Consider the following 19662-nt stretch of genomic DNA (forward strand, 5'->3'; position numbering starts at 1 on the left):
CTACGCCGGGACCTCCCCGATCACTCGCGCGTCGGGCAAGAAGAAGGTCGCCCTGGCCCGGTTCATCCACAACGACCGGCTCATCGACGCCCTGCTTACCCAGGCCTTCAGCGCACTGAGGCTCTCGCCCGGCGCGCGGGCCTACTACGACCGGCAACGAGCCCGCGGCTCCAGTCACAACGCCGCCCTGCGTCAGGTCGCCAACCGGCTCGTCGGCATCCTGCACGGATGCCTCAAAACCGACACCCTCTACGACGAGACGACCGCCTGGTCGCATCACGCAGAGTTCGTTGCGGCTTGACATCTACGCTCCTGGGATGTCTTTCACGTCCGCGCAATCCGGACCACCGCCGCGCCGAGCGGTCCGAGCGCCACCTCGCCCGCGCGCCCACCCGATGGCGTAATGCGGCCATACGTGCGATATCAACTTCTCCTGCCGCAAGAGGTCAGGGGCGCCGTGGAAATGGCGGAAAGTTTCCGGATAGGTTTCCGGATAAATCACGCTGACATTGCCGATCGCTTACGCTAGGCTCGCGCTCGCGGCCCTGTCGCCAATCTGGGCCTGCATGCCGGAAAGCGCAGAAAAGTTCCAGGTCTCATGTTCAGGTGATTTTCCGAAAAGTCGGCGTGCCGTCGCGACGGCGGACGCCACGGCGAACGGGAGGTCCTGGTGGGCCGAGCCACGCTGGCAGACGTCGCGGCGGCCGCCGGAGTGTCGGTGCCGACCGTCTCCAAGGTCCTGAGCGGGAAGAAGCACGTGTCGCCCACGACGCGCGACAAGGTCCTCGCGGCGGTCAGGGCCTCCGGCTACGAAGCCCCGCGCCCGCCGAGCACCCCCCGCGTCGGCCTGGTCGACCTGCTCATCGACGGCCTCGGCTCGCCGTGGGCCGAGGACCTCGTGAAAGGAGCGGAGAAGGCCGCGGCACGCTGGGGGTTCTCGCTCGTGGTCACCTCCTCCGCGCGCCCCGACTTCGACCTGTCCCGCTGGATCGGCATGGTGCGCCGGCGCACCACCGACGGCATCGTGCTCGTCCTGTCGCGGGCCGACCAGTGCGAGATCGAGGCCATCGAAGAGCTGCTGCACGTCCCGCTCGTGCTGCTCGACCCGGTGGGGCAGCGCGACCCGCGGCTGTCCACGGTCGGGGCCACCAACTGGCTGGGCGGCGTCATGGCCACCACCCACCTGCTCGAACTCGGCCACACCCGGATCGGCTTCATCGGCGGCCCGCTCGACACCCAGTGCACCCTCGACCGCTACGAGGGCTACCTCGCCGCCCACCGCACGTTCGGCGTCGACTCCGACCCCGCCCTCACCCGCTACGGCGACTTCCTCGTCGGCGGCGGCAAGCGGCTCGGCGCGGAGCTGCTCGACCGCGACGACCCGCCCACCGCGGTCTTCGCGGGCAACGACCTGCAGGCCGCGGGCATCTACCAGGCGGCCGCCGAACGGGGCGTGCGCGTGCCCGACGACCTGTCCGTCGTGGGGTTCGACGACTCGTCGCTGTGCGAGATGCTCTCGCCGCCGCTCACCACCGTCCGCCAGCCGCTCGACGACATGGCCAACGAGGCCGTACGGCTCCTGTCCGAGGCGTTGACCCACCCGGGGGGCTCGATCGGAACGCGCATCGAGCTCGCCACGACCCTCGTCGTCCGGGGCAGCGCCGCGCCACTCCGCGCCCGCGATGAAGGAAAAAAGCGAATAGCGGGGAAATAGCGTGCGTCCTTAGGAAATGGCGGTTCGCGGGGCCTATTCTGTGGCACGCGGTGATCCCGTCATGCCGGAGGACAAACATCGGTGGATCTCGGTTTCCTTATCAAGGACCCGCGCGGCCGGACCGAATTACGGCTCGGCGGCGCCACGACCCTGGAACAGCGCCTGGCGTTCCTCAACGACGCGAGCACGCGCATAGGCAGCACCCTCGACCTCGCCCAGACCTGCCGGGAGGTGCTCGACGTCGCCGTGCCGCGGTGCGCCGACGCCGGCGGCATCATGGTGCAGGAACGGCTCATCACCGAAGGCGAGTTCCCCGTCCGTCCCACCGACGGCACCGCGCTGGTCCGGCGGGTGGCCACCGCGGTCGCGGTCGAGAACCCCTTCGACTGGGACCGCGCGTTCCCCGTCGGCGAGGTCGCCGTCTACCCGCCGTACCTGCCGCAGGGCCAGGCCATGGCCACCGCCAGGACCGTTCTGGTCCAGCGGCTCGACCAGAACGTCGGCGACGAGAACGCCAGGGCGTTCGGCCGCGACGTCATCGCGAAGATCCTCACCGGCTGCTCCCTCCTCGTCGCGCCGCTGCTGGCACGCGGCAACGTGCTCGGCTTCTTCGTGCTCGTCCGCGAACCGTGCAGCGAGCCGTTCCGGAGCGCCGACGTGGCCCTGGTCGAGGAGCTCGCCGCCCGCACCGCGATCTGCATCGACAACGCCCGCCTGTACGCGCGCGAGCGGCGCACCGCCCTCGCCCTGCAGAGCAGCCTGCTGCCCGCCGCCCTCACGGCGCCGCCCGGGCTGGAGGTCGCCCACCGCTACCTCCCGGCCAGCGACCTGGCCGGGGTGGGCGGCGACTGGTTCGACGTGATCCCGCAGGCCCGGGAACGTACCACGCTCGTGGTCGGCGACGTCATGGGACACGGCGTGCGCGCCGCCGCCGCCATGGGCCAGCTGCGCACCGCCACCCAGACGCTGGCCAGCCTCGACCTCGACCCCGCCGAGCTGCTCTACCGGCTCGACCGGGTGGCCGAGCAGCTCCACCTGGAACAGATCGCGACCTGCCTGTGCGCCCGCTACGACCGGGCCGCCGGGACGGTGCAGATCGCCTGCGCCGGGCACCTGCCGCCCATGCTCGTCCACCCGCACGGGACCGTCGAGACGCTGCCCGTGGTGCCCGGCCCGCCGCTCGGCATCTCCTCGGAACGTTACGAGCTGTGCGAGTTCGCGCTGCCCGCGGGCGGGCTGCTGGTCCTCTACACCGACGGGCTGGTGGAGGGCCGGGAGTGGGACATCGACGAGGGGCTCGCCAAGCTGCGTGGCCTGCTCACCGGTCCACCGCTCGGGATCGAGCGCATCTGCGACGTGGTGATCCGCGCCCAGGCCACCCAGACCGAACGCGACGACATAGCCCTCCTCCTGGTCAAGGCCCTGTGACCGAGGCGGGCGCGCCCCCTGCCCGGCTCGTCCCGGACGGGAGCGCCGTCACGTCAGACGAGGCCGGCGTCGCGGACCTTCATGGCCACGTGGACCCGGTTGTCGGTGCCGAGCTTGGCGAAGATGCGGGAGATGTTGGCCTTGACGGTGGCCACGCTGACCGAAAGGGTGCGCGCGATCTCCGCGTTCGAGGCGCCTGTCGCCACCTCGACCGCGACCTCCCGCTCCCGCTCGGTGAGTGCGGAGAGCTCCCGCACGGCCTCGTCGCGGCGCGGGACGTGCCGGTCGGTCGCCGCGGCGATCACCTGACGGGCGACGGACGGCGACAGCACCGGCTCGCCCCGCACGACCGTCCGTACCGCCTCGATCATCTTGGCCGGCGGGGTGTCCTTCACCAGGAACCCGTGGGCGCCCGCCCGTAGCGCGCGCAACACCATGTCGTCGGCGTCGAACGTGGTCAGCACCAGGACGCGCGGCGCCGAAGGGCGGCCCAGCAGCAGCTCGGTGGTGACGAGGCCGTCCTGCTCGGGCATCCGCAGGTCCATCAGCACCACGTCGGGACGCAGCTCGCCGATCACCGCCATGGCCTCGCGTCCGTCGCCCGCCTCTCCTGCCAGGTCGAAGTCGGGCTCGCCGCCGAGGATGAGCCGCAGCCCCGTACGCACCATCGGATCGTCGTCCACGATCACGATCCTGATCACCGGCTCACCTCTCCCCACCCTCTGCTCGGCGCGTCAAGCTTCCCACGGCAGGCACGCCTCCAGGACGAACAGCCCGTCGTGTACGGCGTGCGCGAGGGTGCCGCCGACCAGCCGCGTCCGCTCGGCGAGCCCGACGAGCCCCTGCCGGCCGCCAGGGCCGGCGGCGCCCGGCAGCGCCGCGTTGCTGACCCGGATGCGCAGCCCGTCGCCCGGCCGCCCGGCCAGCTCCGCCCGCACCGGGACGCCGGGCGCGTGCTTGCGCGCGTTGGTGAGCGCCTCCTGCACGATCCGGTACGCGTGCCGTCCGGTCTGCGTCGGCAGCAGCTCTCTCGACCCGACGGTGTCGATCACGACGACGTGCTGCCCGGCCGTGCGGACCTCGTCGAACAGCGCGTCCAGCTGGGCCAGCGTCGGCTGCGGCGGCTTCAGGTCGTCGTCCTCGTGCCGCAGCGTGCCGAGGACCGCGCGCAGCTCCTCCAGGGACTGGTGGGCGTTCTGCTGGATCGCCAGCGCGACCTCGCGGGTCTCCCGCGGGCCGAGATCCTTCCGGTGCGCGAGCCCGCCCGCGAACATCGCCAGCAGCGACATCCGGTGCGCCAGGACGTCGTGCATCTCCTGCGCGATCTTCAGCCGTTCCTCCAGTTTGGCCTGCTCCACCCGCTGCACCTGGGCCGCCGCCTCGGCTTCCCGCCTCGCGTCCGCCAGCTCCCGTCGTCCGCCCAGATAGAGCCCGAACACGATCCCCGCGCCCAGCACCGCGGCCACCACCACTCCGTAGAACACGGCGGCCATGGCGGAAACCAGCAGCCAGGCCGACACGGTCGGCGCCAGCCAGGCCACCACGGCGATCGGCGCCACCTGCTGCCACCTGCGGTGCGTGGCGAGCGAGGTGAACGCCACGAGAGCCGGGCCCACGACGGTGAACGAGATCGCCGTCGGCAGCGCCGTGGCCAGCGCCACCTGCCACGGCCACCGGTGTCGCCACCGCAGCAGCACGAGCCCGGCGACGCCCAACGCCATGTCGGCGATCACCGACGGCAGCAGTCCGTTGATGACGGGCATGCTCTTGGGGGCGGAGATGACCAGGATCAGCCCCCCGACCAGAGCGAAGCAGAACAGCGGCAGAGCAGCCAACAGGTGACCGAGCACGCTCCCCAGCCGATCGCCCGCACCGTCGCGGGAGGCCTCGGCCGGCTCGCCGGCCGCGAGCGGGGGAGGAGGGCTCGCCGGGGGATGGACTTCACGCACGCGTCTCAGCCTAGGCACCGCGCGGCGTGACCGTCAGCGCCCCAGGGCGAGGGCGGCGCATCCTTCGGTCGAGGTCCGTTGTGGACCGGAGGCTACCCCGGGGCGACCGGGGTCAGCGGGAGAGCGCCGAGGTCTCGCCCTGCGGCGGGGATCGCTCGACCCCGGTCCGATGAGCCGAGGCCGCGTCCCGCGATGAACTTGCACCGTGATCGCATTCCACAACGTCAGCAAGACCTACCGAGGCGTGCGGGCCCTGGACGACGTGTCCTTCACGGTCCGGCCGGGGACCGTCACCGGTTTCCTCGGCCCCAACGGCGCCGGGAAGTCGACGGCGCTGCGCATCCTGGCCGGGCTCACCCGTCCCACCTCGGGCGCCGCCACGGTGCTCGGGCGTCCCTACGCGGAGCTTGAGCGCCCGGGTCACGACGTCGGCGTGATGATCGACGCGGGCGCGTTGCACCCCGGCCGCAGCGGGCGCGAGGTGCTCGTCCTGGGAGCCATGCTGCTCGGTCTGCCGCGCTCGCGCGCCGACGAGGTGCTGCACCTCGTCGGCCTCACCGGCAAGGAGGCGCGGCGAAGGGTCGGCACCTACTCGCTGGGCATGCGCCAGCGCCTGGGCATCGGGCACGCGCTGCTCGGCAGCCCGCGAGCGCTGGTGCTCGACGAACCGGCCAACGGCCTCGACCCGCACGGCATCCACTGGATGCGCGGGCTGCTGCGCGACCTGGCCGCCTCGGGCTGCGCGGTGCTGCTCAGCTCGCACCTGCTGCACGAGGTGGAGCAGGTCGCCGACCACCTGGTGCTGATCGGCCGGGGACGGGTGCTCGCCCAGGGCACCGCCGCGCAGCTCGCGCGGGGCCGCGGTCTCGAACAGACCTATCTCGACCTCACCGCCGACACGGAACGGAGCCACCTGTGACCGCCACCTCTTCTTCGGTCCCACCAGGCGCAGGGCCAGACGCAGGGCCAGGCGCGGAGCCGGGCTCGGGTGCGGTGGGGGCTCGGGGCGTCCCGTTCGCCAGGCTGCTGCGGGTCGAGTCGCGCAAGCTGTTCGACACGCGTGCCGGCCTCGTGCTGACCGCGGTTCTCGTCGTCCTGTCGCCCGCGCTCGTCGTCGCACGGTCCGTGGCGACCGGCGTGACCGGCTTCCTCACCCTGGCGGGGACCGCCGGGATCGCGCTCGGGATCCTGCTGCCCGTGCTCGGCGTCCTCACGATCACGGGGGAGTGGACCCACCGTACGGCGCTGACCACGTTCACGCTGGAGCCGCGACGGGGACGGGTGCTGGCGGCGAAGTGTCTGTCCACGCTGGCCGCGGCCGTGGTGGCCGGCGCGCTGTGCCTGGTGATCGCGGCGGTGGCGACAGCCGTCCACGGGGAGCAGGCCGACTGGGGGGTGACGCCTATGGCCCTGCTGGGCCGGCTCACGACGATGCTCATCCTCACGGCGCAGGGGCTGGCGATGGGTCTGTTGCTGCTGAACGCGCCGGCCGCGATCGTGATCTGCCTGGTGAGCCCCATGGTGTGGAGTCTCGTCGCGAACGTGAGCACGGTGGGGGAGACCTTGGCGGCCTGGCTCGACCTCGGCGTCACCACCGGCGCGCCGGCGAGCGGGGGCATGACGGGTGGCGAGGCCGCCCGCCTGGCCACGTCGGTGCTGGCGTGGATCGTGGTGCCCCTGGTCGTGGGCGCGGTCCGCGTCATCCGCGCCGACGTGCGCTGACGCTCACGTGACGGCGTGCCGTGTCAGCGGGTGCGGGCCATGAGGAGCGCGATGTCGTCCTCGGGGGGCAGCGTCCCGACCGCGGCGTCGATCACGCCGGTGCACAGGCGTCCCAGCGGAAGATCGGCTCCATCGCTCAGGATCGTGCGCAGGCGTTCCATGCCGACGTCGAGGTCCTCCCCGCGGCGCTGGATGAGCCCGTTGGTGTAGAGGGCGATCAGCGAGCCCGCCGGGAGGTCGAAGGTGGCGGTCTCGTACGAACCCATGCCGATGCCGACCGGTGGGCCGGTGGTCAGCTCGGGGAACGTGACGGCGCCGTCCGGGGTGGCGATCAAGGGGGGCGGATGGCCTGCCGTCGTCATGGCGCAGCTTCGGGTGGCGGGGTCGTACACCGCGTACAGGCAGGTCGCGCCCAGCGGGTGGAAGGGGATGTCGTTCTCGTCGAGATCCCGTCGGTCCAGGTCGTCGAACAGGTCGTCCAGGTGCGTGAGCAGCTCGTCGGGCTGCAGGTCCATGACGACGAGGGTGTTGATGGCGGTGCGCAGCTGTCCCATGATCGCCGCGGCGGGCACGCCGTGCCCCACCACGTCGCCCACGACCAGCGCGGTCCGGCCGCCGCTCAGCGGGATCGTGTCGTACCAGTCGCCGCCGACGCCTTCGCGGGCGCCGGCGGGACGGTACTGGTAGGCCAGGTCGAGTGAGTCGCCGCCGTGGAGCCTGCGCGGCAGCAGGTCGCGGTTCAGCGCGAACGCGGCGATGCGCTCGCGGGTGAAGCGGCGGGCGGTGTCGAGGCTGAGCGCCGCCTGGGCGACGAGGTCTTCGGCCAGCAGGAGGTCGTCCTCGTTGAACGGCGTCGGGTTCACCGTACGGGCGAAGACGGCGACGCCGAGGATCACGCCGCGCGCCCGGATCGGGATGAGCATCAGGCTGTGCATGCCGGTCTTGCGTACGACGAGCGCCCGGTCCGGGTCATGGTCGAGCCAGTTGCCCGGGGAGGTGTCCAGCTCGGGTTCGAAGTGCGGCCGTCCCGAGTACAGCACCTTGGTGTGGGGGGTCGACAGCGAGACGAAGAGCGGCTTGCCCGGCTGCCAGAGGCTCTCCGGCAGCTCGTCGTGGACGGAGGCCATGCCCACCCGCCGGAACGTGGCGGCGCGCGTCGCGGCCGGGCGCTGCAGCGGAAGAAGGTCGGACAGCACCGTCTCGTCGAGGTCGACCGTGACGAAGTCGGCCAGCGCCGGCATGGCGAACTCCGCGAGTTCCTGCGCGGTGTGCCGGATGTCGAGCGTGGTGCCGATCCGGGCGCTCGCGTCGCTGAGGAGGGCCACGCGCCGGCGCGCCTGGCTCTGCGTGATGTCGATGGCCATCGAGCACACGCCCACCGGATCACCGTCCGTGCCCTCGAGACGGAAGATCGAGACCGACAGGGTGCGATTTCCCAGCCCGTCCGCGGCGGGCCAGACCACCTCCGTGTCGGTCACCGGGACGCCGTGCGTGAGCACGGCCTGCAGCGCCCGCCTGGTCTGCTCGTCGCCGCGCGCGGGGGCGTTCTCCTGCGGCATGCCGGGACCGTACCGGAAGAGCGCCTGCACCTGCCGGGCCCTGTCGTTGCGCCACACGCAGCGCAGCTCGCGGTCCCAGATCCACGTCGCGATGGGGGACTGCCGGATGAGCACCTCCGCCACGGAGTCGGCCGCGCGTTCCGTGGACGTCGGCCGCACCATGAAGATCCAGGCGGGCTTGCCCTCCGCCGTGGTGAGCCGGCGGCCGTCGAGGTGCAGCACGATCGTGTGACCGTCACGGTGGCGGAACTCGGCCAGGCCCGACCACGCGTCGAGCCGGCCGTGGGTCCGCGCCCACGTCGCGAAACGCTGTGCTCCGTCGCCGGGCGACAGGAACGCGCTCGACCGGCCCACGACCTCGTCCGCGTGATACCCCAGGAGCTCTGTCGCACCTTGGGTCCAGCCGGTCACGGTCCCCTCGGCGTCGAGGACCGCGACCGCGGGGGCCGTCAGGAGTCGTGCGCTGCGCTCACCAGGAGCCATATCCCTTACATCCTCGGGTTGACTCCAATGAGTCAGAGTAGTACCAGAATACGGTAGGAATCGGACACAGATGAGCCGTCGGCCCCCGCTCGGTGCCGCGCATGGTCATAGTGGCGCGCGTCTGTCGCGGGGGCCTCTTCGCCTCCCGTCCGGAGGCTCACGGTTTCAGCTGGAGCCTCTTCCTCGACGCGCCCGGGAACACGACGACCAGGTGCTGCTCACCGGAGTCGTCGGCCCGCACGTAGACGCGGAGCCGGTAGCGGCCCTTCCCCCTGATCGCCAGGTTCGGCATCGGGGCGCCGGCGCCCACGTCTCCTCCGTCCATCTCCGGCACGGTCAGTTGTCCGCTGCGGCTCACGATGGGCACCTCGTTGACGTAGTCCCACCCGGCCACCCGCCGTGGCGGCGCGGCGCGGAACGCCTTCACCGTGAGGCACAGGTCACTGACGTCCTCGACGTGCCCGACGAGCACCGCGCTGCCGCCCACCCCGATCAGGGTGTCGTCGTCGTAGACCCGGTCCATCGCCAGCCCCGCTGCCTGCTCGGCTGCCTTGTCCCCGGGGTCCTGGACCAGGTAGCCGGGGTCGCCGTCCACGAACAGGAAGTAGTTGGCCGTGGCCTGGGCGACGCCCTTCGTCCGCGGCCACGGGTCGCGGCACCTCGCATTGGCCTCGGCGATGTAGGCGTCGTTCGCCGCCTTCTGCTCCTCGGCCGACCGCAGCAGCTCGGGACGGGTCGCCCCGACGACCTCAGGGCACACGTAGACGAGGTCCCACGGGTCCATGCCCGAGTCTGGCCGCTCGCTCCCGGCGCGGGTCAGGATCTCCCTCTCCTCCTCGCGATCCTTCGCCCGGCACAGCGCCCGCCCGTACGCGAGGACCGCCTGGTCGGGCAAGGTGTCCGGGAAGATGGGCGGGACGCCGGAGTATCTGATCCGCGCCTGGCACAGGAACGCGGCGTCGCGCTCGGAAGGTTTGAGGTCGCCGAAGTGGGGCTGGTCGTAGCAGGGCGGCGACGCGCCGGTGAAGCTGTGGTGCGCGCTCTGCTCCGGGTGGACCAGCGCGACGATCGGCAGCAGGGCGACGGCCGCCATCGCGACGCGGAGTTCGCGCCGCCGCGCGGGCGGCCGGTCCGCCGGGCCGATGTCGGTGGGCAGCTCGCGGGCGGTCGCCGCGAGCCACACCGCGGGGACGAGCCCCAACGCGTCCAGGGCGATCCCTTCCACGAGGCCGCCGCTGAAGAGCATGTCGGCGAGCGCGACGACCGAGATCATCAGCGCGAAAGAGCCCACGAACGCCCACCCGGCGACCAGCGTGCCTCGGCTCCACCGGCCGTCGCGCCGCTGCCCGACGACCGTGAGGACGATGGCCGCCGCCCCGCCCAGCGCCAGGACGAATCCCACGGCGTCGTTCGACCCGAGCTCCGGGAGGTCGAGTTCGTCGAGCAGCGCGTCGGCCATCCCGGCCAGTTCGAGCGCGAACATCGTCCCGGCCGTGGCGCGCAGCGCACGGGAGCGCCAGCGGATGACGAGCAGGAAGAGAACGTTGAGCGAGGTCCACAGCGCGAGATCGAATGCGGCGACCACCGTGTCGAGGAGCAGCGCCAATGGGTACCACAGGACGAGGTCGTACGCCACCGTCAGGTACAGCAGCCGGCGCAGCGCCTTCGTGCGGCGGTCCATGGGACCGGGCGCAGGGGCACGCAGGATCAACCACAGGAACGCGGCCTTGACCACGGCGGCCACGACCAACGCGACCGTCGTCGGGGTGTCGAACTCCTGATCCGTGAAGGGGAGCCCATAGGAAGGCGGCGACCACTCGACGGCCACCCAGAGCCAGGCGTCACCGATCACCAAACCGGCGATCGCCGCCGCAAGAATCAGACCTACTACTCCGATTCTGATATTTCGCCATAATCGACCTGAAGGCATGAGACGCGATCTTAGCGCGATGTCACTGTACGGTCGGACCTGGCGGAACGGGCGTGCCATAAAGCCCAGCCGGGCTTTTGTCGGACCCTCACCTGGGCGCTGGGCCCGATGCTGGTTCGCGCCGGCCGGCGGCTTTCGGAAGAGCGCACTCCAGGGCAGAACGGGCGGGCTCTTTGAAAGGATTCTCCGTGGGCACTGAACGATGATTTCCCGGGAAATGTCGGGACACGTGAAGGTCTGCAGTTCTGCAATAGTCGGATGCGCTCAGGGCGGGGTGCTTCCGCGGTCGCGCTCGCGGGCGCAGACCTCGTCGATGTCCGGCAGCCGGTGCAGGCTCTTGAGCTGCATGGCCATGCGCGGGTTGCCCTTGAGGCGGTCCTCGTTACGGGCGACGAACCACCAGTACCCCGCGGTGAACGGGCACGCCTCCGCACCCGTGCGCTCGGCCGGGCGGTAGGAACACCCGCCGCAGAAGTCGCTCATCCGGTTGATGTACGCGCCGCCCGCCGCGTACGGCTTCGTCGCGAGGGTGCCGCCGTCGGCGTGCTGGGACATGCCGACGACGTTGGGGATCATGACCCAGTCGTACCCGTCGACGAAGCAGCGGTGGAACCAGTCAGCCATGTCGCGGGGAAGGAAGCCGCGCTGGAGGGCGTAGTTGCCGAGCACCATCAGCCGCACGATGTGGTGGGTGAAACCGTGGTCGCGGACCTGTTCCAGCGCCCACGACAGGCACCGGGCCCGCACCGCCCCGGCGTCCAGCTCCCCGAACCACTCCGGCGGAGGGACGTCCGCGGCCAGGTGGTTGCTGTCACGGTAGGAGGGGCCGAGGTGCCAGTACAGGTGCCACATGTAGTCGCGCCAGCCGATGACCTGACGTACGTACCCCTCCACGCTCGCCAGCGGCGCCTTGCCCGCGTGATGGGCCGCCTCGGCCGCGCGTACGCACTCCATGGGGTCGAGCAGCCCGAGGTTGAGCGCGGCGGACAGCAGGCTGTGCGCCATCACCGGGTCGTCGGCGAGCATGGCGTCCTGGTGCGGGCCGAAGCACGGCAGCCGATGGGTGACGAAGTCGTCGAGGGCGGCGAGGGCCTCGGCCCTGGTCGCGGGGAAGGCGCGGGGCCCGTCACGGCCGACGAAGGCCACGTCCCCGTCGCGTTCCCACCGGGAGAGGTCGTCGCGGACCTCTTCGTCGATCTCGTCCTCCACCGGCCGCCAGGGGCGGGGTGCGTCCAGCCCGCCCGGGGGAGGAGGCTGCCGGTTCTCGGGGTCGAAGTTCCAGCGTCCGCCGACGGGATCGTCCCCGTCCATGAGGACGTCCAGCCGTCGCCTGGCGTCCCGGTAGAAGTCCTCCATCAGCAGGCGGCGGCGCCCGCGCCCGCTCGCCCACGCGGCGAAGTCCTCCTGGGTGGTGGTGAAGCCGCGCGGCTCCAGCACGGTGACGTCCGGCAGCCGGGCGACGAAGTCGGCGGCCGCGTAGGAGGTGGGACGGCACACCGTGAGCGGCTCGCGCACGCGGGCCAGCGCCTCGCCGTAGGTGTCGGCGCGGAGGAAGACGGCTTGCCCGCCGAGCTCGGCGGCGCGGTGCCGCAGCGCCGAGAGCACCAGGTGGGCCTTCTGGCGATGGAACCGTCTGCGGCGCAGGACGGCCCGCGACTCGATGAGCAGCACCGGCTGGTCGGCCGCGTCGAGGAAGTGCTCCCCGAGCTGGTCGGCGAAGGTCCAACGCCTGGCCATCGATCACTTCCCCGGTACGAGAGGTCCCGGACCACTACGTACCGTCCGGGAGGGTTCGGTATGCCTCCCATGACATGATCAGTGCGAGGTGACGGGGGTCTCGGCCGCGATGCGGGTGAGCTTGTCGGGGTTGCGGACGTAGTACAGGCCGGTGACGCGGGCGTCCTCCACGCGGAACGCCAGCACGCCGTCGATCTCGTCGTCCAGGCGCAGGATGAGCCCGGGGTTGCCGTTGAGCGTCGTCGGCTCACCGGTGACGACGCCGCCGGCCTTGACGACGATGCCGGCCATGTAGCGGAGCACCTTGTCGGCGCCGTCGATCGGCCGCAGCGCCGCGAGCTTGACGCCGCCGCCGTCGCTGACGAACACGACGTCCGGGGCCAGCACGTCGAGCAGCGCCCGCAGGTCCCCGGTCAGGAGCGCGCTCTGGAACGAACGCAGTACCGCCCGCGCCTCCTCGGGGGAGGCCGGTGTACGCGGCCGGCGGGCGTCGACGTGCCGGCGGGCGCGGTGGGCGATCTGGCGTGCGGCGGCAGCGCTCTTGCCGATCGCGGCCGCGATGTCGTCGTAGCCGATGTCGAAGACCTCGCGCAGCACGAAGACGGCGCGTTCTGTCGGTGAGAGCGTCTCGAGGATGAGCATGAGCGCCAGCGACAGGTTCTCGGCCAGCTCGACGTCCTCGGCCACGTCCGGCGTGGTGAGCAGGGGCTCGGGCAGCCAGGGGCCGACGTACGACTCCTTGCGCCGGTTGAGGGTGCGGAGCCGGTTGAGCGCCTGCCGGGTGGTGATCCGTACGAGGTAGGCGCGGTGGTCATGCACCTGGGCGAGATCGACCCTGACCCACCGCAGCCAGGTCTCCTGGAGGACGTCCTCGGCGTCCGCCGCCGACCCGAGCATCTCGTAGGCGACGGTGAACAGCAGGTTGCGGTGGGCGACGAAGGACTCGGTGGCGTGGTCGTTCATCGGGACGTGGCCTTGCGCGCCCCGGACGCCAGCTGGTCGATGGGGAGCCGGCAGGCGAGCTCCTTGACCTTGGCGCCCGCCCGGCCGCTGACGCGGAGCGCGTTCGGCCGGTCGTTCAGGTAGGCGATCTGCGCGACCGCCTCGTCCCGGCCGAGGCTGACGCACTGACCCGCGAACAGCAGCCGGACGGGGGAGGGCGTCCTTCCCGCGACGCGGCGCAGGATCGTGTTCGCGGCACCCGAACCCAGCTGCACGGCGGCCTGGCAGCTCATCCTGAAGGGCCGGTCGCTCATCGCCGCCGCGTCCCCGGCGGCCACGATGCGGACGTCGTCCAGGCTGGTCAGCGTCGCGTCGGTGAGCAGGCGGCCCTCGGCGTCGGTCCGCAGCCCGCTGCGGGCGGCCAGGTCAGGGACGCGGAACCCGGCGGTCCAGATCGTCAGCGCGCTGGGCAGCTCGCGGCCGTCGTCGAGCCGTACGGCGTCGGGGGTCACCTCCGCCACCCGCGCGCGGCGACCTTCGACGACGGTCACGCCGAGCGCGGCGAGCCTGCGGGCGACCGCGCGGCGGCCCCGGGCGTGCAGGTAGGGGCCGAGCTCGGCGCCGCAGACCAGGGTGACCGCGCGGCCCTGCTCCGCGAGCTCGGCGGCGGTCTCGATCCCGGTCGGGCCGCCCCCGACCACCGTCACCGGCGCCGTCGCGGGCGTCGCGGCCAGCGCCGGCCGGAGTCGCTCCGCGCCCTCCAGGTCCGACACGGAGTGAGCGAACTCCGCCGCTCCCGGCACGCCGGGATCTGCGGCGCCGCTGCCCACCGCGTAGACGAGGTAGTCGTACGCGAGCGTGCCGCCGCCCGCCAGCGTCACCGTGCGCTCGGCGGCGTCGATCCGGGTCACGGCGTCCACCACCAGCCGGACGGCACCGCCCAGGACCGCGCCGAAGCCCTCGACCGCGTCGTCGGAGCCGGTCACGAGCTGGTGCAGGCGGATCCGCTCGACGAAGTCGGGACGTCGGTTGACCAGGGTCACCGACACGCCGTCGTGCCGGGCCAGGCGGTTGGCCGCCATCACGCCTCCGTATCCGCCGCCGACCACGACCACCTCGACGTTGCCGCTCATCATGTCTCCCTCCGCGATGGACTCGGCATGGAGACACCGGCTGCTCGTCGGCTGTGACAGGCGGCGGGATGAGACGTAGCACACACCGGTTCCCGGCGCGTTGCTGATCTACAACGTAAAGGCGGTGGCCAGGTGTCGCTCACGGGGAGCGGTGGAGTCGGCGGCGGCCGGGTGTTGCCCTGGGGAGACGTGGCGTCAGCGGGGGCCGGCCGCGGCCGGTTCCGGGGTGGTCGCGGTGCGGAGCGCGGCCACGAGTGCCGCCAGGTCGTCGGTGGCTGCCTGGTCGAGGGCCGTGGTCAGGGTGTGTTCGTAGACGGGGGCGGCGCTCGCCTTGCGCTCCCTGCCCTCGTCCGTGATGACCGTGTAGACGCCGCGCCGGTCGTCGGCGCACATGTCGCGGCGGGTGAGGCCTGCGGCCTCCAGGCGTCCGACGAGGCGGGTGACCGAGCTCTGGTTGAGGCCCAGCAGGTCGGCCAGCTCCTGCATGCGCAGCTCGCCGCCCGCGGCCGAGGACAGGTGGCACAACGCGCGGTACTCCGACAGGCCGAGCCCGTGGTGCTGCAGCGCGGCCGCGAGCTCGTGCTCGACCCGGGCGTGCAGGCGTACGACGCCGTTCCAGAGTTCGTCGTCGATCATGGCCATCGCGCGGCATCCCCTTCCCGGTGTTGATCCAATCGTACATGCGTACGCAGAATCTGCTTGAACATGCAACCAACCATGATCGGTATACCGTCGAGCGGTACAGCACCCCCCTCCAAGGAGCAGCAACCGTGCGATCCCGGTTACTGGCCTGCCTGGCCGCCTCCATGACGGTCACGACGGCCCTCACTCTCCAAGCGCTTCCCGCCCACGCGAGCCCGGCCACCAGCCCGGCCGCGGTCGCGGTGCAGGACGACCTGCTCGACCGGCTCGCCGCCGTCCCCGGGCTCACCGTGGTGTCGGAGACCCAGCAGTCCGGCTACCGCTTCTTCGTTCTGTCCTACACCCAGCCGATCGACCACAAGAACCCCGGCAAGGGGACGTTCCAGCAGCGGTTCACCCTGCTGCACCGGTCGACCGAGGCGCCCGTCGTCCTCTACACCGGCGGGTACGGCCTCGCGGCGAACCCGGCGCCCTCGCGTACCGAGCCGACGCAGCTGGTCGACGGCAACCAGGTGTCCGTGGAGCACCGGTTCTTCCGGTCCTCGCGCCCCGAGCCCGCAGACTGGGACGACCTGACCATCTGGCAGGAGGCGTCCGACGAGCACCGCATCGTCCAGGCGCTCAAGACGATCTACTCGGGCAAGTGGATCCAGACGGGAGCCAGCAAGGGCGGCATGACGTCGGTCTACCACCGGCGCTTCTACCCCGACGACGTGGACGGCGTGGTGGCCTACGTCGCCCCGAACGACCGGGTGAACCCCCAGGACCACGCCTACGACCAGTTCTTCGCCCAGGTCGGCCCGAAGGACTGCCGTACCGCGGTGGAGGACGTGCAGCGTGAGGCGCTCAAGCGGCGCACGGCGATGGTGGCGCTGCTGGAGCAGGACGCCGCGCGCAACGGCTACACCTTCACGAGGACGCTCGGCAGCGCCGACCGGTCGTTCGAGATGACGGTCCTCGACACGGCGTGGGCGTACTGGCAGTACATGTCGGTGGCCGACTGCGCGTCCGTGCCGCAGAAGACCGCCACGGACGCCGAACTGTATGCCTGGATCGACGCCGTCACCTTCTTCGGCTTCTACACCGACCAGGGGCTCGACTACTACACGCCGTACTACTACCAGGCGGCCACCCAGCTCGGCTGGCCCGACCTGAGGTTCCCGCACCTGCGCGGGCTCACCCGCTACCCGGGCCTCTACCAGCCCAATTCCTCCATCCCGGCCGAGCTGCGCTCGCGGCACGACGCGCGGGCGATGCTGGACGTGGATCAGTGGGTGCGTACCCGGTCCGAGCGGATGATGTTCGTCTACGGCGAGAACGACCCGTGGAGCGCTGAGCGGTTCGCCCCGAGCCGACGTGACTCCTACCTGTACGTGGCGCCCGGAGCCAACCACGGGGCCAACATCGCGCGCCTGCCCGAGACGGAGCGCGCCGCGGCGACGGAGACGCTGCGGCGCTGGGCGGGGGTGTCGCCCGCACTGCGGACCGCGCAGGCGGCGGACCTCCCGCTCGACGACATGCTTCCCGACCGCCGGACGCGCTGAGGCGCTTCAGTGCCGGGCCGCGTGGTTGGCGCGGCCCGGTCAGCCCCGTCCGATGAACGGCATCGTGGTCGCCATGACGGTCATGAACTGGACGTTCGCGTCGAGCGGAAGCCCCGCCATGAACACGATGGCCTCCGCGGCCCGCCGTACGTCCATGGTCGGCTCGGGCGCGATCGAGCCGTCGGCCTGCGGGACGCCCCGGCTCATCGCCTCGGTCATGTCCGTCGCGGCGTTGCCGATGTCGATCTGCCCGCACGCGATGCCGTACGCGCGGCCTTCGAGCGAGATGGCCTTGGTCAGGCCGGTGATCGCGTGCTTGGTGGCCGTGTAGGCGGTGGCGTACGGGCGGGGCACGTGCGCCGACAGTGAGCCGTTGTTGATGATCCGTCCGCCGCGCGCCTTCATGTGGCGGAACGCCTCCTGGGCGCACAGGAACGCCCCGGTCAGGTTCGTCCGTACGACGTCGGACCACGCGTCGGGGGAGATCTCGTCGAACGGCACGGCAGGACCGAAGACGCCCGCGTTGTTGACGAGCACGTCCACCCCGCCGAAGCGCTCGGCGCACCGGGCGAACAGCTCGTGCACGGACGTGGGCTCGGTGACGTCGCACGGCGCGACGAGCACGCTGTCGTCCGTGCCGCCGGTGGCCCGCGCGGTCTCCTGGAGCGGCGCCGCCCGCCGCCCGGCCAGCACCACCCGGTAGCCCTCGCCGTGGAGGGCGAGCGCGGCGTGCCTGCCGATCCCCGACCCGGCTCCGGTGATCACCACGACCCGGCCGCTCTGTTCCTTCACCGCGTTGCCCTTCCCTCTCCGACACCGTCTGGGACGAGTAAACCAAGATCGGCGGTGTTGCCGCGTGGTACGTTCCGGGCAGGCAGGCTTCTTGGGAGGAGTCGTGACCGGAGACGCGCCGTCGGAGTGGGCGGCGGCATGGCAGGTGCTGGCCCCGGTGGCCGACCTGGTCACACCGATGGCGGTACGGGTCGCGGCGACGCTGGGGCTGGCCGATCTGATGGCCGGTGACGCCGTGCCCGTCGAGGAGCTGGCGAGCCGGTGCGGCGCCGACGCCGACGCGCTGGGCCGGATGCTGCGTCACCTGGTCTGCCACGGCGTGTTCGCGGAACCCGAGCCGGGCAGGTTCGCCGTCAACGGGCCGGCCGCGCTGCTGGCGTCCGGCCATCCCGCCGGGATGCGGGCGCGGCTCGACCTGGACGGCTTCGGCGGGCAGATGGACCTCGCCTTCGCCGGCCTGCTGCACACGGTGCGCACCGGGCGGCCGGCGTGGGATGAGGTCTTCGGCGCTCCGTTCTGGCGGCACCTCGCGGCGAACCAGGAGCTGAGCAGGTCCTTCGACGAGATCATGGCCGGTGGAGACGCCTACGTCGCCGACGCGGCCGAGGAGTACGACTGGTCAGGAGTGGGGCGGGTCGTCGACGTCGGCGGCGGGACCGGCGCCCTGCTCGCCGCGGTGCTCGGCGCCCACCCGTCCCTCAGGGCCACGCTCGTTGACCTGCCGGACACGGTGGAGCGGGGCCGGCGCCACCTCGCCGAACGTGGGCTGGACGCGCGGTGCGCGTTCTCCGGGCAGAGTTTCTTCGATCCGCTGCCCTCCGGGGGCGAGGTGTACGTGCTCGGGCGCGTGCTGCATGACTGGAGCGACGAGGACGCGGTGCGGATCCTGCGCCGGTGCGCCGAGGCGGCCGGGGGAGCGGGACGGGTGATCGTGATCGAGTCCCACGGCGGCAGCGACGACGACCCGGTCGCTTTCGCCGAGATGAGCCTGCGCATGCTGGTGCTCAGCGGCGGTCGCGAGCGGACCGTCGTCGACTACGCCGCCCTCGCGGCCGAGGCCGGGCTGGAGGTCGCCGGTGTCCGCGGTACGCCGCGCGGACACGTCCTGCTGGAGTGTGTCGCCCGGAGTCAGCTCGCCATCGGCCCGATGTGTCCTGGCTCACTTGATCACCCGGACGGCGGGATCGGCCTGTTCGGGGGGCGATGCGACCGGACGCTTTAAGGTGAATGCCCTGTTTATGGGGATACATTTGCCTTTGTCCGGTTTAGGGGCTACCGTAGTACCAGTTGCCCCGCAGGTGACCCGCTCCTTACCAAGGAAAGCGGCCCTCGGGGAGGGGGAACACGCCTCGTCGGTTCCTCCCGCGCTCCAACGTAGCGTCCGAACGGCAATGAGCCCGGCTACCGCGTCCCTGACGCGAGCGCGAAGTTCTTGGCCCCTAACAAAGGACTCGAATTCTTCATGTTTGCTCGCCTGCGTACCTTCACCATGCTCGCCGCCACCGCTGCGACGACCCTGACCATGGGGGCGACCGCGGCTCACGCTGCGGCCGGACAGGAGCAACAGGAGCAGAGGGTCATGCTCATGGGCTCGACCACCGCGTCCTACTTCTGGGACGACGCCTCGGGCCGCGCCGGCGACACGGGCTTGCCCGCCTGCGGCAAGCCCATGCAGAAGGGCTTGGCCGCCAGCCCCAGCTGGCCGCTCATGACCGAGGGCTACGTGATGTACAACGGCAAGAGGATGCCGTTCTTCGTCGGCGACCGTGGCCCCGGCGACCCGTCCAGCAGCGGCGTCATGCTCGACCTCGACGCCAAGACCTTCGCCGAGCTGACCGGCGGCCGGTTCAACGAGCAGACGCTCGGCGTGGACGGCGTCCAAGGCGAGGGCCACATCAAGATCCAGTACGTCATCACCAAGTGGGGTGACGGAAAGGGCAAGAAGAGCTACCCGGTGGCGTTCTCCACGGGTGCCTGGGCCCAGCGGGACAGCAGCCCCGTCCAGCCCGTCATGGTGAAGCTCCCGCTCCCCACCCGCTGACCCCTCCCTCCCCGCCCGGGAGTGCGCGCTGCGAGATCCCACTCAC

16 protein-coding genes and 1 pseudogene are annotated in these 19662 nt (G+C 71.6%); 8 read left to right on the plus strand and 9 right to left on the minus strand.

Going from position 1 to position 19662, the window contains the following annotated elements; translation table 11 throughout:
* The 3 genes and pseudogenes from BLR04_RS16975 to BLR04_RS16985 form a co-directional block, all read left to right on the plus strand.
* Positions 1 to 301, plus strand: a pseudogene (locus BLR04_RS16975) (IS110 family transposase); the annotation flags it as partial.
* Positions 302 to 670: 369 nt separating this feature from the next.
* Positions 671 to 1714 (plus strand): LacI family DNA-binding transcriptional regulator, encoded by a 1044-nt coding sequence (locus BLR04_RS16980; protein ID WP_245740299.1) that lies wholly within the window; start codon positions 671 to 673, stop codon positions 1712 to 1714.
* An 81-nt stretch (positions 1715 to 1795) separates the two neighbouring features.
* Positions 1796 to 3142 (plus strand): PP2C family protein-serine/threonine phosphatase, encoded by a 1347-nt coding sequence (locus BLR04_RS16985; protein ID WP_090765607.1) that lies wholly within the window; start codon positions 1796 to 1798, stop codon positions 3140 to 3142.
* Between the two features lie 53 nt (positions 3143 to 3195).
* Here BLR04_RS16985 and BLR04_RS16990 read toward each other — a convergent pair whose 3' ends face one another.
* Positions 3196 to 3843 (minus strand): response regulator, encoded by a 648-nt coding sequence (locus BLR04_RS16990; RefSeq protein ID WP_218129016.1) that lies wholly within the window; start codon positions 3841 to 3843, stop codon positions 3196 to 3198.
* Between the two features lie 33 nt (positions 3844 to 3876).
* Complete coding sequence (locus tag BLR04_RS16995) at positions 3877 to 5091, minus strand: sensor histidine kinase (protein WP_090765610.1); 1215 nt, start codon at positions 5089 to 5091, stop codon at positions 3877 to 3879.
* Between the two features lie 205 nt (positions 5092 to 5296).
* Between BLR04_RS16995 and BLR04_RS17000 the strand changes: the two genes are divergently transcribed.
* Positions 5297 to 6010: an ABC transporter ATP-binding protein gene (locus BLR04_RS17000; RefSeq protein WP_090765612.1), complete on the plus strand. Its 714-nt coding sequence runs from the start codon at positions 5297 to 5299 to the stop codon at positions 6008 to 6010.
* Between the two features lie 74 nt (positions 6011 to 6084).
* Positions 6085 to 6813, plus strand: a complete 729-nt coding sequence (locus BLR04_RS17005; RefSeq protein WP_090765614.1) for an ABC transporter permease subunit — start codon at positions 6085 to 6087, stop codon at positions 6811 to 6813.
* A 23-nt stretch (positions 6814 to 6836) separates the two neighbouring features.
* Here the strand turns inward: BLR04_RS17005 and BLR04_RS17010 are convergent, their stop codons facing one another.
* From BLR04_RS17010 to BLR04_RS17035, 6 genes are all read right to left on the minus strand, one after another.
* A complete protein-coding gene (locus BLR04_RS17010) occupies positions 6837 to 8855 on the minus strand; it encodes a SpoIIE family protein phosphatase (RefSeq protein WP_090765617.1) in 2019 nt (672 codons plus the stop codon).
* 157 nt (positions 8856 to 9012) lie between these two features.
* Positions 9013 to 10707, minus strand: a complete 1695-nt coding sequence (locus BLR04_RS17015) for a DUF2339 domain-containing protein (protein WP_143022070.1) — start codon at positions 10705 to 10707, stop codon at positions 9013 to 9015.
* Positions 10708 to 11049: 342 nt separating this feature from the next.
* Positions 11050 to 12522: a cryptochrome/photolyase family protein gene (locus BLR04_RS17020; RefSeq protein ID WP_090765623.1), complete on the minus strand. Its 1473-nt coding sequence runs from the start codon at positions 12520 to 12522 to the stop codon at positions 11050 to 11052.
* Positions 12523 to 12600: 78 nt separating this feature from the next.
* Positions 12601 to 13485, minus strand: coding sequence for an RNA polymerase sigma-70 factor (locus tag BLR04_RS17025; RefSeq protein WP_090765626.1), 885 nt, complete (start codon positions 13483 to 13485; stop codon positions 12601 to 12603).
* The gene (locus BLR04_RS17030) at positions 13482 to 14600 is read right to left on the minus strand and encodes an NAD(P)/FAD-dependent oxidoreductase (RefSeq protein WP_245740300.1); all 1119 of its coding nucleotides are present in this window, start codon (positions 14598 to 14600) and stop codon (positions 13482 to 13484) included. Before BLR04_RS17030 ends, BLR04_RS17025 begins: the two co-directional genes overlap by 4 nt.
* Before the next feature lie 192 nt (positions 14601 to 14792).
* Entirely contained in the window at positions 14793 to 15239 is a 447-nt protein-coding gene (locus BLR04_RS17035) for a MarR family winged helix-turn-helix transcriptional regulator (RefSeq protein ID WP_245740301.1), read from the minus strand.
* A gap of 128 nt (positions 15240 to 15367) precedes the next feature.
* Between BLR04_RS17035 and BLR04_RS17040 the strand changes: the two genes are divergently transcribed.
* Complete coding sequence (locus tag BLR04_RS17040; protein ID WP_245740302.1) at positions 15368 to 16783, plus strand: S28 family serine protease; 1416 nt, start codon at positions 15368 to 15370, stop codon at positions 16781 to 16783.
* Positions 16784 to 16822: 39 nt separating this feature from the next.
* On the opposite strand, the gene BLR04_RS17045 is transcribed toward BLR04_RS17040, so the two are convergent.
* Positions 16823 to 17575 (minus strand): SDR family oxidoreductase, encoded by a 753-nt coding sequence (locus BLR04_RS17045; RefSeq protein ID WP_090765631.1) that lies wholly within the window; start codon positions 17573 to 17575, stop codon positions 16823 to 16825.
* Positions 17576 to 17678: 103 nt separating this feature from the next.
* Between BLR04_RS17045 and BLR04_RS17050 the strand changes: the two genes are divergently transcribed.
* Together BLR04_RS17050 and BLR04_RS42580 are read left to right on the plus strand one after the other, a co-directional pair.
* Complete coding sequence (locus BLR04_RS17050; protein WP_218129017.1) at positions 17679 to 18797, plus strand: methyltransferase; 1119 nt, start codon at positions 17679 to 17681, stop codon at positions 18795 to 18797.
* A 240-nt stretch (positions 18798 to 19037) separates the two neighbouring features.
* Complete coding sequence (locus BLR04_RS42580; RefSeq protein ID WP_090765634.1) at positions 19038 to 19616, plus strand: hypothetical protein; 579 nt, start codon at positions 19038 to 19040, stop codon at positions 19614 to 19616.
* The last annotated feature ends 46 nt before the right edge of the window (positions 19617 to 19662 follow it).

It is taken from the genome of Nonomuraea maritima, assembly GCF_900100395.1.
GTDB lineage: Bacteria > Actinomycetota > Actinomycetes > Streptosporangiales > Streptosporangiaceae > Nonomuraea > Nonomuraea maritima.